Consider the following 17446-nt stretch of genomic DNA (forward strand, 5'->3'; position numbering starts at 1 on the left):
TATGCTGATGTATGGGTATGCGATACCTTGCCTCAGCAGTATAGGCAAAAAATCATGAGAATAAAGTGACAGCGAGTACCGAACTTTAGACTACTAAGTTAACATTCTGAAGTAAATTCTGTTCGAGTGATGCCCATTTTATTCAGTACCAAACGGTGATTCGATACCGTGGATGAACAATAGAAAAAGCTGCCATTTGAACCGATTGGGAGTCCTTGTTGTGCATTAAAAGTCACACTGGGGATGTTTAAGGTGCCACGCCAATCTAAATTTCCATATTTGAGTGCAGTTTTTTCTGTATAAATAATGTATTCATTTTCATCAATTTGGCGGTTCCGATTGCGATCCATAAAGATCAAAAATCCAGTATTCCAGTTTTGCTTGCTACATTGAACAAAGTTTTGCGTAGGACAAATCACCACATTGCTATGATGGGTGAAGGCATGAGAGCGTGCTATTTTCAGGCTGGACTGTAATGAATACTGAATTCGCTTGAGTTCTTGTTGTGCCATCAGCTGATGAAAATAGGGCAGGGCAATCATGACTAAAATCGCACTAATTGCTAACGTGACGATCAATTCAAACAGCGTGAAGCCGTTTTTGCTTATATTTGACATAAGTCTATACCTGTTATTGTTATGTTTTTTTATGATTAATTTGAGTAATTTGTTGTTTTATAGCACTTTATGTGTTGTATAATAATTACTAAACAACTTTTCGTGAAAGTGTTAGAATAAACCGCAAGAAAGATAGGCTATTCGCACCAAATAATTGAGTAAAAAGTTACCGAATTACAACGGAAATTGTAAGTAATTTTGTCAATAATTTACTTGATTAAAATTATCAAGCACTTGGAAAAGTAAAAAAGTGTTTGTATGATTCAAAGTGACTAGCTTAAAAATAATACTGGGGTATAAGAAAGCCTATCTCAGGGTAGTCGAAAATTTAGGCTTGAGCTTGAACAACAATTGTTATCTCTGGAGGATAAATCCATGAAAATGAGTCGTATTGCATTAGCAATGCTCGTAGCTGCTCCTTTAGCTGCTGCAAACGCGGGCGTAACTGTTACCCCATTAATGCTTGGTTATACTATGTTTGATACACAGCATAACAATGGCGGTAGTGATGGGGAATTAACAAATGGTCCAGAACTACAGGATGATTTATTCGTAGGTGCTGCGCTTGGTGTTGAGCTTACTCCTTGGTTAGGTTTTGAAGCAGAATATAGCCAAGTGAAAGGTGATGTTGATACAAACCGTGGTGAATATAAAGCGAAGAACATCGCAGGTAACTTCTATGCGACTTCTGACTTGATCACAAAAAACTATGACAGCAAAATCAAGCCATACGTATTGTTAGGTGCTGGTCACTATAAGTATGATTTTGATCACCCTGCTTTGGCATACCGTGACGGTGAAGAAGGTACTTTAGGTAATGCCGGTGTTGGTGCGTTCTTCCGTTTGAACGATGCTTTATCTCTTCGTACAGAAGCACGTGGTACTTACCACTTTGACGAAAAATTCTGGAACTACACAGCTTTAGCTGGTCTTAACGTAGTTCTTGGCGGTCACTTGAAGCCAGCTGCTCCTGTAGTAGAAGTTGCCCCAGTTGAAACCGTTGCTCCAGTTCAACCAGCTCCACAAGAGTTGACTGAAGACCTGAACATGGAACTTCGTGTGTTCTTTGATACGAACAAATCAAACATCAAAGATCAGTACAAGCCAGAAATCGCTAAAGTTGCAGAGAAGTTAGTTGAATATCCAAACGCTACTGCTCGCATCGAAGGTCACACTGACAACACTGGTCCACGTGCATTGAACGAACGTTTATCTTTAGCGCGTGCGAACTCTGTTAAATCTTCACTTGTAAATGAATACAATGTAGATCCAGCTCGTTTGTCTACTCAAGGTTTCGCTTGGGATCAACCGATTGCTGACAACAACACTAAAGAAGGTCGTGCTATGAACCGTCGTGTATTCGCGACGATCACTGGCAGCCGTACAGTGACTGTTGAACAACAAGCTCAATAATTTGAGTTAAGTTGAAAAAAACGACTCCTCGGAGTCGTTTTTTTATGCTTATTTTTTATGGCGTGTATCGATCAGAGAGCCTAAAATGATCCATATTCAATATGCTTTAAAAATACTGTAAAAGTATGATCTTGCAGAATAAAGGGTAAATAGAGTAGGGGCTGATAGTACTTAATATTTTGGTCTGTTGAACCCTAAACTAAGTCAAATTTTTTAGACAAGACATATAGACTTGATGTATCTCAGTCAATCAAGTAGTTGATTAGCGATTATGAAAATCAACATTGAGCAGTTTGTGGCGTGATTTCTCGCCGTATTATCAATAACGAAATTGCTTTAAAATAAAATTTGTCTTAAATTTACGCCATAAAAAAACAGCCAAATGTTGGCTGTTTTAGATTCTTAGCTTCTCAAATGAAGTGCAATAGAAGAAGATTTACTTTAGTCATGATCAGGGTGTAGTGGTTTCACATCCATCTCCTGATATGCAATCAGTTTGGTTTTGTGTTTCCATTTATAGCCTAACCAAATGACCAAGAACAAAAGAATACCAATATAAGTCGATAAAACTGCGAGCCATTCACCTTCAAGCACTGCTTGGTAGTTTTGCCCTAATACAACAATTGCACACAAAATAAAGGCAAACCATGGCGCAAAAGGAAAAAATTTAGCGCGGTAATCTAAATCTTCAAGTTTGTAGCCTTGTGCCAAATAGCCTTTACGGAAGCGATAATGCGATACAGCAATTCCGAGCCAAACGATAAAACCACACATGCCTGACATATTCAGAAGCCAGTTAAATACTTGTTTTTCGCCAATAAATGTTGTTAAAAAACATAGTGCAGCGATTGCTGTTGTGGCATACAGTGCATTCATTGGGACGCCACGAGCATCCAAGCGGGCAAAAGCTTTTGGTGCACTGCCTTTACGTGCCATATCAAATAGCATACGGGTCGATGAATACATACCCGAGTTACCAGCAGAAAGAATCGCAGTTAAAATTACTGCATTCATGACACTTGCGGCAAAGGCAAAGCCTGCCTGTTCATATAGTAAAGTAAACGGAGAGAGTGCAATGTTATCGGTGGCGGCTGCTTGAAGTAAACGTGGGTCATCATAGGCGATTAAGGTACCAATAATAAAAATACACACGATATAAAACAACAAAATACGCCAGAAGATTTGTTTGATTGCAATAGGAATGGTTTTCTTAGGATTTTTAGATTCACCCGCTGCAACGCCAACCATTTCAGTACCTTGAAATGAGAATCCTGCAATCATCGCCACACCAATTAAGGCAGATAGTCCACCTACAAATGGCGCTTCGCCTTTGCTCCAATTGGCAAATGTAGCAACATCAGGGTTGAGCATGATTTTGACAATCATAAAAATACCGATAATGATGAATGCCACAATCGCAAGTACTTTGACCAAAGAAAAGAAGAACTCAGACTCACCAAAACCTTTGACGGTTAATGCGTTAATTGCGAAAACCACCGCTAAAAATAATGCACTCCAGTAAAAGCCAGGAATATCAGGAAACCAAAATTTCATGATGAATTGCACCGCAACCAATTCAAATGCCACGGTAATAGCCCAGTTGTACCAATAGTTCCAACCTAGTGCAAAACCGAAACCACCTTCGACATATTTACTGCCATAGGTAAAGAACGCGCCTGAAGTTGGATTATGCGTTGCAAGTTCGCCTAGACTGGTCATCAAAAAATAAATCATGACGCCAATTAGGGCATACGCAAGCAAGGCGCCACCAGGACCTGCATTAGCAATGGTCGCACCTGAAGCAAGGAATAAACCTGTACCAATTGAGCCACCAATGGCGATCATGTTTAAATGACGCGCACCGAGCTTACGCTGCAGTTTTCTACTGTTGTGTGAGTCGCTCATCCTACTTCCTTTGTATTTTTCTGCGTGCTGGCAAACAGCACTTTAAAGCCTTGTTGATCTGCCTTGATTGTGCATTGACCGAAACTTTGTTCAATTAAGAGTGGATAATTCAAAAAGCGATTGGCCACAATCCAAAGTTCACCACCCGATTTCAGATGACGACGTGAGGTTTTACACAGATTTTCACTGGCATCGTAATGTGTTTGAATGCCTTGGTGGAACGGGGGATTACTCACGATGGCATGCAAAAATAGCGGTGCATCTTCAATGCCTGTCACGGCTTTAATTTCAAGTTGTTGTGGATTGAGCTGATTTTTTTCAAACGTCATTTGCGTTGACGCTAAAGCAAAGGCATCGACATCTAAAGCAAAAATACGATTTTCAGGGTTAAGTTTGGCTAAGTAAGCACTTATCACACCCGCGCCACAGCCAAAATCTGCAATTTTTCCAGCAGTAACCTGATTCAAATAAGGCAATAATACAGCCGTGCCAACATCCAAGTGTTTTTGGCTAAATACACCCGGCAAGGCACTAATTTGTAAATCACCTTTAGGTGTAGCAACTGTATAGTTTTTCGCCCAATCTGCTAAGGTTTTAGTTTGAACCTTGCAGTCTAAAATCAGCTGCCATAGTTGGCAGTGGCGGGCGCTATCTAGTTTGAGTGTTTTGCCATAAGGTTGTAATTGCTTTGCAGCCCGTTCAATTCCTGCTTTCTTTTCACCGACTAAAAATACGCTGCTGCCTTGTGGGAGTTGTGCGGCAATGGTGTGAATCAGGTAATTGAGCAGTTCCTTAGATTTCGGTACAAAAATAACAGCCTGATCAAATTCACCGACAGGCAATTCTGCACCAAAATGCACTTGTGCCTGTTGATTTTGAAAGTATTGATAGTCGTTAAAATTCCATGTCCAAACAGAAGTTTGGATTGAGTCACCCAATTCTGCGAGGAGTTGATCGGTCGGGGCATTGATCAGTAGAACGCGACCAGACAAATAGTCATATTGTCTGAGTAAAACTTCGCTTTGGGGGTTCATGGTTCTCTCTCCAATAGAAAAACACTGCCCAAGTTCAGCTCAGACAGTGTTTTTTGGACATGCAATTACTTTTTAGTTTCAGGAAGCACAATATTTAAAATGAGTGCTGCAATACCGCCTGTTGCAACGCCTGAACTGAAAATATTACGGAATAATTCAGGTAAGTGTTCCAGAATTTGTGGCACTTGTGCAACACCTAAGCCTAAGCCCAATGAAATTGCAATAATCAGTAAGGCACGACGATCTAAAGCGACACCTGAAAGAATATTGATTCCCGAAGCGGCAACGGCACCAAACATCACCATCACAGCACCACCTAGTACGGCTTGAGGCACAGCCTGAATCACACCTGCAACTGCAGGAAGTAAACCTAAAATGATGAGTAGGGCAGCAATCCAGATGCCGACATAACGGCTAGCAACACCTGTAAGTTGAATCACGCCATTATTTTGGGCAAATACCGAACTTGGAAAGGTGTTGAAAATCCCTGCCAAGAATGAGTTAGCGCCATTTACCAATACACCGCCTTTAATGCGTTGCATCCATTGTGGGCCATCGACAGGTTGATTGGAGAGTTTAGAGGTCGCGGTAATATCACCAATGGCTTCTAATGACGTCACCAAATAAATAAATGCCAATGGAATGAATAAGCTCCAAGAGAAATCCAGTCCAAAATGCATCGGAGTCGGCACTTGTACCAGAGGGGCATCTTTCAGACCTGAAAAGTCGAGATGACCCATCATGCCTGCCATTGCATAACCAATCACCAAGGCAATTAAAATGGCAGAGCTTTTAATCCACGTGATATTGATGCGGTTCAAAATAATAATAATTGCCAAGACGGTACACGACATAATCAGGTTGTCGGTATTGGCAAAGGTATTATTGCTCATGGCTTGGTAGCCACCGCCCATACTGATTAAACCTTCTTTAATTAAGGTCAAACCAATGAGAAGTACCACAATACCAGTGACCAATGGGGTAATCAGCTTTTTGACCCACGGTAAAATTTGCGATACGCCCATTTCAATAAACGAACCTGCAATGACCACGCCAAAAATTGCCGCCATGACCGATTCAACAGGTGTGCCTGCGGCGACCATAGCAGAGCCAATACCAATGATTGGGCCAATAAAGTTAAAACTGGTGCCTTGCACAATGAGCAAACCTGCACCAAAAGGGCCGACTTTTTTACATTGTAAAAAGGTTGCAATGCCTGAAATGACCAAAGACATTGACAAGATCATGTTGGTATCTTGTTTGGAAACACCTAAAGCCAAGCAAATTAAGAGACCTGGTGTGACAATTGGAACAATAATTGCCAGTAAATGCTGAAAAGCTGCTAAAAAAGCGATGAATGGTTTTGGACGGTCATTCAGACCATAGACCAAATCGAGCTGGTCTTTTGGGTGGGGAGAGTGGTTTAAATCAGACATGAGTCATAAAAAATTGCAAAAGTGGCGCTATTCTAATCGAGTTACACAGCTTTACAAAACCCAAAGCACGCCACTCATCAAAAAAATTGTGTGTGTCAATAAAGTGTCACTATAAAACTTTAGTATTTTTCTGTATAATTTGCCCTCAAATTTATAGCGTATTGAATTTAAATGTCTGATATTAAAACTCTCCGCAACATCGCAATTATTGCGCACGTTGACCACGGAAAAACAACTCTTGTGGATAAACTTTTACAACAATCGGGCGCACTCGGTGAACGAGCGGGCGAGATTGAGCGTGTCATGGATTCAGGCGCTATTGAAAGTGAACGTGGTATTACCATTCTTGCAAAAAACACTGCAATCAAATGGTTAGACAAACGTACTGATACTGAATACCGCATTAACATTGTGGACACCCCGGGACACGCCGACTTCGGTGGCGAAGTTGAACGTGTAATGTCGATGGTGGATTGCGTACTTCTTTTGGTTGACTCACAAGAAGGCCCAATGCCACAAACACGTTTCGTAACGCAAAAAGCGTTCGCACGTGGTTTGAAGCCAATCGTGATCATCAACAAAGTAGACAAGCCAAACGCGCGTCCAGACTGGGTTATTGATCAAGTATTTGACTTGTTTGATAACTTGGGTGCAACCGATGACCAATTAGACTTCCCAATCGTATATGCATCAGGCTTACGTGGTGTTGCTGGTCCTGCGCCAGACGAATTAGCGGAAGATATGACACCGTTGTTCCAAACAATTGTAGATATCGTTGAGCCACCAGCAGTTGATGTTGATGGTCCATTCCAAATGCAAGTCTCTTCACTTGACTATAATAGTTTCGTGGGTGTGATTGGTGTGGGTCGTATTCAACGTGGTTCTGTGAAATTGAATACACCTGTAACCGTGATTGACCAAGAAGGCAAAACACGTAACGGTCGTATCTTAAAAATCATGGGTTACCACGGTTTAGAGCGTATCGACATCGAATCTGCATCTGCAGGTGACATCGTTTGTGTAACAGGCATGGACGAATTACATATTTCTGACACGATTTGTGATCCGAAAAATGTAGAAGCTTTACCGCCGCTTTCTGTAGACGAACCAACCGTATCGATGACATTCCAAGTCAACAACTCACCTTTTGCGGGTAAAGAAGGTAAGTTCGTGACTTCACGTAACATTCGTGAACGTCTAGACCGCGAATTAATTCACAACGTTGCACTTCGTGTAGAAGATACTGACAGTCCAGACCGTTTCAAAGTATCTGGTCGTGGTGAGCTTCACCTTTCTGTATTGATTGAAAACATGCGCCGTGAAGGCTTCGAAATGGGTGTATCTCGTCCGCAAGTCATCTTGAAAGAGATTGATGGCGAAATGCAAGAACCATACGAAAACGTGACTTTTGACGTAGAAGAACAGCACCAAGGCGCTGTGATGGAACAAATGGGTAACCGTAAAGGTGAGATGACCAATATGGAAGTAGACGGTAAAGGTCGTATCCGTATTGAAGCCACTGTGCCTTCACGTGGTTTAATTGGTTTCCGTTCTGAATTCATGACCATGACTTCTGGTACGGGTATCATGACGTCAAGCTTCTCACACTATGGCCCAATGAAAGCAGGTCAAGTTGCGAAACGTCAAAACGGTGTGTTGATCTCTATGGTTCAAGGTACGTGCTTGGGTTATGCATTGTTCAGCTTGCAAGACCGTGGTCGTTTATTCGCCAAGCCTCAGTTAGAAGTTTACGAAGGTATGATCATTGGTATTAACTCTCGTTCAGATGATATGGTGGTTAACCCAACCAAAGCGAAACAGTTAACAAACGTACGTGCTTCTGGTACTGATGATGCGTTGACACTGGTACCTGCAATTGAATTCACGCTTGAACAAGCGCTTGAATTTATTGAAGATGATGAGCTGGTTGAAGTAACGCCAAAGTCAATTCGTATCCGTAAGCGTTACTTGACTGAAAACGAACGTAAACGTAACCGTTCTGGTAAATAAGTTTTAAAAATGATGTTGTCCTCATGCGGGGCAGCAAAATTTAAAAATGCCATCAATTTATTGATGGCATTTTTTGTTTAAAATTAGCAAACCAATATATAAAAGCAGATGATTTCCGAGTAAATTACGTGGAAATGAAGCTATAAAATTAATGTATACTTCGTCACATAAATTAAAGTCAAAAAAACTGGAGATTTAAATGAGTATTATTCAAGAGTTCCGCGAATTTGCGGTAAAAGGTAACATGATCGACTTGGCTGTCGGTGTGATTATTGGTGGGGCATTTGGTAAAATTGTTGACTCATTAGTGAAAGATATCATCATGCCATTGATTACTGTGATCACTGGCGGTGGTGTGGATTTCACACAAAAGTTCTTTGTTTTGGGCGATAACCCAAACAATTTACAGTCTTTAGATGAGTTAACCAAAGCAGGTGTAAATGTCCTGACCTATGGTAACTTCCTTACGATTTTAATTAACTTCATTATTTTGGCATGGGTGGTGTTCTTAATGGTGAAAATGATTAATCGTATGCGCCGTAAACAAGAAGAAGCAGCGCCAGAACCAGCAGCAACGCCAGAAGATATCGCGTTGCTACGTGAAATTCGTGATGAATTGAAAAAACGTCAATAATTTTTAATACGCAATCAAAACAAACGGCGCTTTATGCGCCGTTTGTTTGCACCCTATTCTCTAGGATGGAGAGGCGCTGAAGGCATAAAAATTACATCCGAAACTTTACTTCTACCAAATGAAAACCAAACTGACTTTTTACAGGTCCGTGTAGTACGCGTTCTGCTGCGGTAAACACTAATTTATCAATGACGGGTACCAATTGTCCTTTTTTGACCTCACCCAATTCCCCACCTTTTTTTCCTGAAGAGCAGGTCGAAAATTGTTTGGCAATTTTGGCAAAATCAGCACCTGATTGAATCCGCTTTTTCAGTTGTTCACAGGTTTCTTTATCTTTCACTAAAATATGACGCACAATAGCGGTTCTCATACTTTTTTACCTCGTTTGCTTGTTGCAGCTTTAGTCGAAGTGAGTACTTTTTTCAAAGGCTGACATTCAGGACAAAATACCGAGGCACGTTGGCCCAGTTTTAAATTTTCTAGTGTGGTTTCACAGTTCACACACATTTCACCTGCACGTCCATACGCCAACAAGGTTTGTTGGAAATAGCCATTTTCGCCCATCGCATTGCTGTAATCACGTAAGGTCGAACCGCCTAAATCAATCGCTTGTTTTAAAATGCGTTTGATTTCGAGCACTAGTTTTTCAATCTGTTTCAAACTGAGTGATGATGCAGGTTGTGCAGGGTGAATACCTAAATTAAACAGACTTTCCGTGGCATAAATATTGCCCACACCCACCACGACATGGTTATCCATAATTGCAACTTTGATGCCAACATTTTTGTTTTTGAGCTTCTGTGCAAGATAGTCGGGGTTAAAGGCATCACTCAACGGCTCAGGGCCAAGTGGATCTATCAGTTTGCGTTGAGAGCTTTCATTTAGCCATAAAATACAGCCAAAGCGACGTGGGTCGTGGTAGCGCAATTGTATATCTTCAAACTGAATAATCAAATGGTCGTGTTTGCGTAAATCTTCCTGCGCATCGCAAAGACGAAAACTGCCCGACATGCCTAAATGCCACAACATGCTGTCTTGTTCAAATTGCGCCAGAATGTATTTGGATCTGCGGGTCAATTGCAGTAATTTTTGTCCTGTGAGTTTATGTAGGTTTTCTGGAATGGGCCAGCGTAAATTGGCTTGACGTACTTCTACATTCAGGACTTTTTGATCAAGTAGCGGCAATAGACTAGTTTTGGTAGTTTCAACTTCTGGTAATTCTGGCATGGTACAAATTCAATCCGCTTTTAGAAATTAAGCAGGCAAGGACATACAGTAATGCGCTTAATATTGGGCATTATCCATAGAATACAAGCCATAGTGTGCTGTCGCAAAATTATTCTGTGTAAAACAAAAGCAGGCTTTGCAAAAACCATACAACACGTTATAAATAAATCATTTTTAAACATCTATTATAGAAAAACCATCTAAAACAGATGGCAGATTCTGAGTGATTACTTCTTTTTTATTTAATGATTCGCTTTTGGTGAATCGCACTGTATGAGGGCTTGCAGCGTGACATTACTTTTTCAGCCGATTCAATTTGGATCACTGCAACTTGCCAACAAAATTGTTATCGCCCCGATGTGTCAATATTCTGCCAATGAACAAGGTGAATTGAGCTATTGGCATGAGCAGCAATGGGCCAATTATGCCTTGTCGGGCGCAGGGATGTGTATTGTAGAAGCCACGGCAGTGCAGGCAGCAGGACGTATTAGTTATGCAGATTTAGGCTTATGGAATGACATGCAGCGTGCGCAGATGAAAGCACTATTGCATAAAGTCAAAAGTATATCGCCTATGCCATTTGCTGTGCAGTTGGCACATGCGGGTCGTAAAGCTTCAACCGATAAACCGTGGCAGGGCATAGGACAGTTTGCACCGAATGAAGAACATGGTTGGCAGACGGTATCGGCCAGTGAGTTGCCATTTCAATCGCACGAACATCCACCGCATGCTTTAACGCAAGATGAAATTCAACAGGTCATTGCAGACTTTGCCAGCGCCGCAGTACGAGCGGTGGATGCAGGTTTTGACTTAATCGAAATTCATGCCGCACATGGCTATTTATTGCATCAATTTATGTCGCCATTGTCTAATCACCGCCAAGATGAATATGGCGGCAGTTTGGAAAATCGGATTCGCCTTACATTGGAAGTATTTCAAGCGATTCAAAATGCTGTTCCACAAGGCTATCCAATTGGGGTGCGAATTTCTGCAACAGACTGGATGGATGATGCAGATGGCTGGAATGTGGAATCTTCTGTGGGTTTGGCAAAGGCACTAGAGCATTTAGGTGCGGCTTATATTCACGTGTCTAGCGGAGGTTTGCATGTCGATCAAAAAATTGATGTGCATGCGGGTTATCAAACGCCGTTTGCTCATGCAATTAAGCAAGCTGTAAAAATCCCTGTAATTGCGGTGGGTTTGATTACTGAAGCGATGCAGGCAGAAGGTATTTTGCAATATGAACAGGCCGATGCGATTGCGATCGCACGTGCGATTTTATATGACCCTCGTTGGCCATGGCATGCTGCGGCAGAATTGGGTGAAAAAATTGAGATTGCCCCGCAATATTTGCGCTGTCAGCCGCATGGGTTCCGTACTTTATTTGCGCCGTTTAAATCAACAGATACGGAAGTGGAATCCTAATATTTTATCTGCTTAAAATAAGTGAAACTTACACTATTTTGCCGTGCTTTATCGGGAGCTTCGGTGTAAGCTAAATCAGTAAAACCATGTCGATCATGGGCAACACTGAAAAAGGATGTCAGGGTGTTACTGAGTATTTTATTTCCCATTTGTGCTGTGGTGCTGTTGGGATATTTTGCCGTCAGAAGCCAATTTATTGAAACCAGTGCGATTCAGTTTCTAGGTCAATTTGTCATGAAAGTGGCGTTGCCTGCATTTCTATTGCAGGCATTGGCCAGTAAAAGTTTGTCAGAAATCTGGCATCCTGCTTATTTCTTAGGTTACGGTGGCGGTTCTATTCTGCTGTTTATCTGTGCCTTTTTACTGTATCGGCATTATTTTAATTCAAATTTGACCCATGCCAGTGTATTGGCAATGGGTGCATCAATGTCAAATACAGGGTTTATTGGCACTGCTATTTTGACTTTATTGATTGGCAGTCAATCGGCAATTTATTTGTCTTTAACTTTAATTGTCGAAAATTTAATTATTGTAGCTTTGATGCTGATTTTGGCAGAACGAGGGCTACAATCTTCAGCGAAATCAGGTTGGCAGGTGTATGCCGAAACTGTGCAGCGTTTACTGAAAAATCCAGTAATTTTATCTATTTTATTGGGTATGCTGTGCGTATTGTTGAATTTCAAACTGCCGCAAGCTATTGCACAAGTGCTGGAAATGTTGGGCAAAACTGCTTCACCTTTGGCTTTATTTGTGATTGGTGGAAGTTTGGTCGGCATGCAAATCAAGTCGTTGAATTTGCAAAGTATTGTTTTGGTTGCATTCAAAGTATTGCTGATGCCACTCACGATTTTTGGAATTTTATGGGCATTAGATGTGAACCGAGAAATGCTATTTGTCGGGACTTTGCTTGCGGCTTTACCAATGCCAATTGCCTTTGGTATTTTCGGGCAGCACTATGGTTTACATGAAAAAGCCTTAGCCCCCTTGGTGTTGAGTACAGTTTTTGGTTTTGTGATGGTGGCGATTTTATTGACACAATCGGGTAAGTATTTATAGCATCGGTATCGAAGTGCTCAAATCATAAAAAAAGTCTGTACCATGCTGATACAGACTTTTTTAAAAATTTCTCTGATTAATAGCTTTTATAAAGAAACTATCTTAACTTTTCTTAGCGGTTGCCTTGTTGGAAGCTTTGGCTTGATCTGCCATCATTTTTTCAACCACAGCCAATGATTCTTTGGCTTGCGCTACATTTTCCTGTGCCAGTGAGGCAAAAATCTTTTTCGCTTCAGGCAAATTTTGCGGCACGATATTGCCATTCACAAACATATTGCCCACTGCCATGAGTGCAGGAATATAACCCTTTTGCGCCAAGTTTTGAATGCTTTGCAGCCCTTGCTTAATTGGTGCTTCATCTTTGTTTTTAAAGCCTGTGCTAATGTCATATAAGGCTTTGGCATGTATGGCTTGATAATGATCTTTGGCAATTAAAGGTTGTAATAGCTTTAAACCTTTTTGGTCAGATGCTGTCGTATTTTCCGAGAAATATAAAACGGCTAAATCGACTGTGGCATCATTAAAACCCTGATTGGATGCCGTCTGTAAATATTGTTTGGCTTTAGCAGCATCCTGTTTTAAACCCAGTGCGCCAGTAAGATAGTTTTTGCCTAAAACATAACTCGCAACAGGGTAGCCTTTTTGGGCAGATTGCTCATACAACTGAATGGCTTTCTTTTCATTTTTTGCTGTGCCTTGTCCAGTTTGTGTCAAATAGCCTAAGTTATACATGGCTTGCGCATTGCCTGTTTTGGCAAGCTTTTCTAATTCCTGATAGGCATCTTTAACCTTGTTGGCTTGCATTAATTGTTCAATTTTGGCAAAAGCAGGATCGGTTGGAATGTTACTATTTGCCATACTGATGCTGCTAGATAGGGCGATTGCACCCGCAATGAGTAGTTTTTTCATCATTTGAGTTGTACCTTGTTCTCTTTTACACATCATTCCGTTGATGTGCGTTTTGTTTTTACAGTGGTGCATTCATCATAAGTTGAAAAGTGTGAATGTAAATATAAAAAATGTGTACGAATGCTTTTTTTTTCATTGTCATTTGAAGGGAATCTTGCGACTCCCTTAACCTGAGCGGGTGGAATCTATTTTATTGCGGACGTGCAACATCGCCATTCAAATGTTCAGGCAAAGCCAATACTTGTACAGCTAACTCTTCCAAAGCACTTGGTTTGGCAACCACCAACGCTTTAAAACCTTCTGCAGTCGCTATGCTATTCACCACTTCCACATCATTATTCAGTTTGGCGGCAGGTGCAGGTGCTTCGCCTGAACCCTGAATTAAATGCAACCAATGTTTTGGTTTGGCTTTAAACCATAAACGTGCCACGACTTCCTGACCCAAATAACAGCCTTTGTCATAATGCACGCCATCTCGTTGATGCAAACGCAATTCCTGCGGTTGAAACACTTCTGCTGTTGAGGCTTGAATCCATGCCTGACCTGTTTCAATCGCTTGTAGTTGCCATGCGTTTAAATCAGTCACTTCAGCTGAAAATTCAGTTTGATTGCCCTGAATGGTTGGGTAAACCGTACCGATGGTTTCAAGCTGCATTTTTGAAAATGCACCAAACTTTTTAATGTGTTTGGCTAAATCTTCGGCTTGGTCGGCTGTGCTGATGATTTCAAAACATTCGGACGAGATTTTTTTAAGCCAGAAGCCAAACTGAACGCGTCCTTTTAAACTGCAAATTGCGGTATAACAGGTTGTATTTTCAGCTAATGTTTCGACATTGACTGTTACCTGACCTTGCAGGAATTTTTGTGCATCGACACCGTTTAAACTTAAAGCACTGAAAGCTAAATCGCGCATGAATAACCTTTCACATTGAAATCTAAGACTAAAGAATGAGGTCAATTTTGCGCTATTTTTCAAAAAAAAGCATTTTTAGGGCAAGAATTTTACTCAAAATGTAATTAAATGTTTCAAAAACCCCTGTTTTTATATTTAAGTGTATGAAATATATAGGATTTGGGAAATGGGTTTTTGGCAGCGTACAATGCTTTCGACGAGTGGAAACAATCATCCCATAAGATGTTGAGAACAATAGAGTAAGGGCGAATACCAGATGAATAACAACTACCGCAAACCACTGCAAGGCACTCAGCTCGATTTTTATGACGTGCGACAAGCCGTTGAAGATATCCAGCCAGGCGCTTATGCCAAACTTCCTTATACCTCAAAAGTACTTGCAGAACAGTTAGTGCGCCGTTGTGATCCTGCAATTTTAGAACAATCTTTAAAACAATTGATTGAGCGTAAACAAGAGCATGATTTTCCGTGGTATCCAGCGCGTGTGGTATGTCACGACATCTTGGGGCAAACTGCGCTCGTTGACTTAGCAGGTTTACGTGATGCAATTGCCGATCAAGGTGGCGATCCTTCTAAAGTGAATCCTGTCGTACCTACCCAGTTAATTGTCGATCACTCTTTAGCTGTGGAATATGGCGGTTTTGACCCAGATGCTTTCCGTAAAAACCGTGAAGTGGAAGATCGTCGTAATGAAGACCGTTTCCACTTTATTGAATGGACGAAAACTGCATTTGAAAATGTTGATGTGATTCCTGCAGGCAACGGCATCATGCACCAGATTAATCTGGAAAAAATGTCACCAGTCATTCAAAACCGTGAAGGCATTGCATTCCCAGATACTTGTGTGGGTACAGACTCACACACACCACATACCGATGCTTTGGGTGTCATTTCTGTAGGTGTAGGCGGTCTTGAAGCTGAAAACGTGATGTTGGGTCGTGCTTCTTGGATGCGTCTGCCAGACATTATTGGTGTGGAGTTGGTCGGTCAGCGTCAGGCTGGTATTACGGCAACGGACATCGTATTGGCTTTAACCGAGTTTTTGCGTAAAGAACGTGTGGTCGGTGCATATTTAGAATTCTTTGGTGAAGGTGCAGATAGCATGTCGGTGGGGGATCGTGCCACGATTTCCAACATGACACCTGAATATGGTGCAACTGCCGCTATGTTCTACATCGATCAAAACACCATCGACTATTTAACCTTAACAGGTCGTGAGGCAGATCAGGTCAAACTGGTTGAAACTTATGCTAAAGAAATTGGTCTTTGGGCATCTGAAATGACACAGGCAGAGTATCCACGTGTATTACGTTTTGACCTTTCAACAGTAACTCGTAACATTGCAGGCCCATCGAATCCGCATGCGCGTGTTTCAACTGCAGACTTAAAAGAAAAAGGCATTGCAGGTGTGGTTGAAAACCGTACTGATGGTTTAATGCCAGATGGTGCCATCATCATTGCTGCGATTACCTCTTGTACTAATACCTCAAACCCGCGTAATACTGTAGCAGCAGGTTTGTTGGCACGTAAAGCCAATGAGTTAGGTTTAGTGCGTAAGCCTTGGGTGAAATCATCATTTGCACCAGGTTCTAAAGCGGCTGCATTGTATTTGGAAGAAGCAGGCGTACTGAAAGACTTAGAAAAACTTGGTTTTGGTATTGTCGCTTATGCATGTACTACTTGTAACGGTATGTCTGGTGCATTAGACCCAGCGATTCAACAAGAAATTATTGACCGTGACTTGTATGCGACTGCTGTGCTGTCGGGTAACCGTAACTTTGATGGTCGTATCCATCCGTATGCGAAACAAGCATTTTTGGCATCGCCACCGTTGGTTGTGGCTTATGCGATTGCAGGAACGATTCGTTTTGACATCGAAAAAGATGCTTTGGGCACAGATCAAAATGGTAACCCGATTTATCTGAAAGATATTTGGCCATCTGATGCTGAAATTGATGCTTTGGTGAAAGAATCGGTTAAACCTGAACAATTCCGCCAAGTGTACATTCCAATGTTCGATTTGGGAGAGTCGGAAAAATCTGAAAGTCCACTCTACGACTGGCGTCCACAAAGTACTTATATCCGCCGTCCACCATATTGGGAAGGTGCATTGGCTGCGCCACGTACTTTAGCCAATATGCGTCCGTTGGCAATTTTGGGCGATAACATCACCACAGACCATTTATCTCCATCGAATGCGATTATTTTAGACTCGGCAGCAGGGGAATATTTGGCAAAAATGGGCTTGCCAGAAGAAGATTTCAACTCTTATGCAACGCATCGCGGTGATCATTTGACTGCACAGCGTGCAACTTTGGCGAATCCGAAATTGTTTAATGAAATGGTGGTACGTTCAGACGGCACAATTAAGCAAGGTTCTAAAGCGCGTGTTGAGCCAGAAGGCGAAGTAATGCGTATGTGGGAAGCGATTGAAACTTATATGAACCGTAAGCAGCCGTTAATTATTATTGCGGGTGCAGATTATGGTCAGGGTTCAAGCCGTGACTGGGCTGCAAAAGGCGTGCGTCTTGCGGGTGTGGAAGCGATTGTGGCTGAAGGTTTTGAGCGTATTCACCGTACCAACTTGGTGGGTATGGGCGTATTGCCACTTGAGTTTAAAGCGGGTGTTAACCGTAAAACTTTAGGTTTGGATGGTACGGAACTTTATAGCGTGATTGGTAATATTGCGCCACGTTCGACTTTGACTTTGGTGATTGAGCGTTCAACGGATGATGGTAAAAACCAAACAATTGAAGTGCCAGTAACTTGTCGTTTAGATACCGAAGAAGAAGTATCTGTGTATGAGGCGGGCGGTGTATTGCAACGCTTTGCGCAGGATTTCTTGGAAGGGAATGTGGCTTGATGAT

General features: G+C 41.7%; 14 protein-coding genes. 6 read left to right on the forward strand and 8 right to left on the reverse strand.

Annotation, left to right across the window (positions count from 1 at the left end):
• Positions 1-98: 98 nt before the first annotated feature.
• On the reverse strand, positions 99-617 hold the full coding sequence (locus FTU39_RS07710; RefSeq protein ID WP_180051962.1) for a GspH/FimT family pseudopilin: 519 nt from the start codon (positions 615-617) through the stop codon (positions 99-101).
• Between the two features lie 375 nt (positions 618-992).
• On the opposite strand from FTU39_RS07710, the gene omp38 reads away from it, so the two are divergent.
• A complete protein-coding gene (gene omp38 / locus FTU39_RS07715) occupies positions 993-2030 on the forward strand; it encodes an outer membrane protein Omp38 (RefSeq protein ID WP_180051963.1) in 1038 nt (345 codons plus the stop codon).
• A gap of 441 nt (positions 2031-2471) precedes the next feature.
• On the opposite strand, the gene FTU39_RS07720 is transcribed toward omp38, so the two are convergent.
• The 3 genes from FTU39_RS07720 to FTU39_RS07730 all read right to left on the reverse strand — a co-directional run bounded on the left by FTU39_RS07720 (position 2472) and on the right by FTU39_RS07730 (position 6405).
• Entirely contained in the window at positions 2472-3935 is a 1464-nt protein-coding gene (locus FTU39_RS07720) for an amino acid permease (RefSeq protein ID WP_136144722.1), read from the reverse strand.
• Positions 3932-4969 (reverse strand): methyltransferase, encoded by a 1038-nt coding sequence (locus FTU39_RS07725; protein ID WP_180051964.1) that lies wholly within the window; start codon positions 4967-4969, stop codon positions 3932-3934. Before FTU39_RS07725 ends, FTU39_RS07720 begins: the two co-directional genes overlap by 4 nt.
• Before the next feature lie 65 nt (positions 4970-5034).
• Positions 5035-6405 carry a uracil-xanthine permease family protein gene (locus tag FTU39_RS07730; RefSeq protein WP_004972426.1) on the reverse strand — a complete coding sequence of 457 codons (1371 nt, stop codon included), beginning with the start codon at positions 6403-6405 and terminating at the stop codon, positions 5035-5037.
• A 171-nt stretch (positions 6406-6576) separates the two neighbouring features.
• On the opposite strand from FTU39_RS07730, the gene typA reads away from it, so the two are divergent.
• Positions 6577-8415: a translational GTPase TypA gene (gene typA / locus FTU39_RS07735; RefSeq protein ID WP_104853091.1), complete on the forward strand. Its 1839-nt coding sequence runs from the start codon at positions 6577-6579 to the stop codon at positions 8413-8415.
• Positions 8416-8614: 199 nt separating this feature from the next.
• Positions 8615-9049, forward strand: a complete 435-nt coding sequence (gene mscL, locus FTU39_RS07740) for a large conductance mechanosensitive channel protein MscL (protein ID WP_004972423.1) — start codon at positions 8615-8617, stop codon at positions 9047-9049.
• A 91-nt stretch (positions 9050-9140) separates the two neighbouring features.
• On the opposite strand, the gene FTU39_RS07745 is transcribed toward mscL, so the two are convergent.
• Positions 9141-9419: a peptidylprolyl isomerase gene (locus tag FTU39_RS07745; protein ID WP_096901561.1), complete on the reverse strand. Its 279-nt coding sequence runs from the start codon at positions 9417-9419 to the stop codon at positions 9141-9143.
• Positions 9416-10276, reverse strand: coding sequence for a bifunctional DNA-formamidopyrimidine glycosylase/DNA-(apurinic or apyrimidinic site) lyase (gene mutM / locus FTU39_RS07750; RefSeq protein ID WP_004972419.1), 861 nt, complete (start codon positions 10274-10276; stop codon positions 9416-9418). Before mutM ends, FTU39_RS07745 begins: the two co-directional genes overlap by 4 nt.
• A gap of 288 nt (positions 10277-10564) precedes the next feature.
• On the opposite strand from mutM, the gene FTU39_RS07755 reads away from it, so the two are divergent.
• Positions 10565-11701, forward strand: coding sequence for an NADH:flavin oxidoreductase/NADH oxidase (locus FTU39_RS07755; protein WP_154321009.1), 1137 nt, complete (start codon positions 10565-10567; stop codon positions 11699-11701).
• Positions 11702-11824: 123 nt separating this feature from the next.
• Entirely contained in the window at positions 11825-12757 is a 933-nt protein-coding gene (locus FTU39_RS07760) for an AEC family transporter (RefSeq protein WP_180043563.1), read from the forward strand.
• Between the two features lie 102 nt (positions 12758-12859).
• On the opposite strand, the gene FTU39_RS07765 is transcribed toward FTU39_RS07760, so the two are convergent.
• Together FTU39_RS07765 and FTU39_RS07770 are read right to left on the reverse strand one after the other, a co-directional pair.
• Positions 12860-13666 carry a tetratricopeptide repeat protein gene (locus FTU39_RS07765; RefSeq protein WP_180051965.1) on the reverse strand — a complete coding sequence of 269 codons (807 nt, stop codon included), beginning with the start codon at positions 13664-13666 and terminating at the stop codon, positions 12860-12862.
• A 190-nt stretch (positions 13667-13856) separates the two neighbouring features.
• Entirely contained in the window at positions 13857-14579 is a 723-nt protein-coding gene (locus FTU39_RS07770; RefSeq protein WP_004972410.1) for a folate-binding protein YgfZ, read from the reverse strand.
• A 256-nt stretch (positions 14580-14835) separates the two neighbouring features.
• Between FTU39_RS07770 and acnD the strand changes: the two genes are divergently transcribed.
• Entirely contained in the window at positions 14836-17442 is a 2607-nt protein-coding gene (gene acnD, locus FTU39_RS07775) for a Fe/S-dependent 2-methylisocitrate dehydratase AcnD (protein WP_096901558.1), read from the forward strand.
• Positions 17443-17446: the final 4 nt, after the last annotated feature.

It is taken from the genome of Acinetobacter sp. YH12099 (assembly GCF_013419195.1).
GTDB lineage: Bacteria > Pseudomonadota > Gammaproteobacteria > Pseudomonadales > Moraxellaceae > Acinetobacter > Acinetobacter towneri.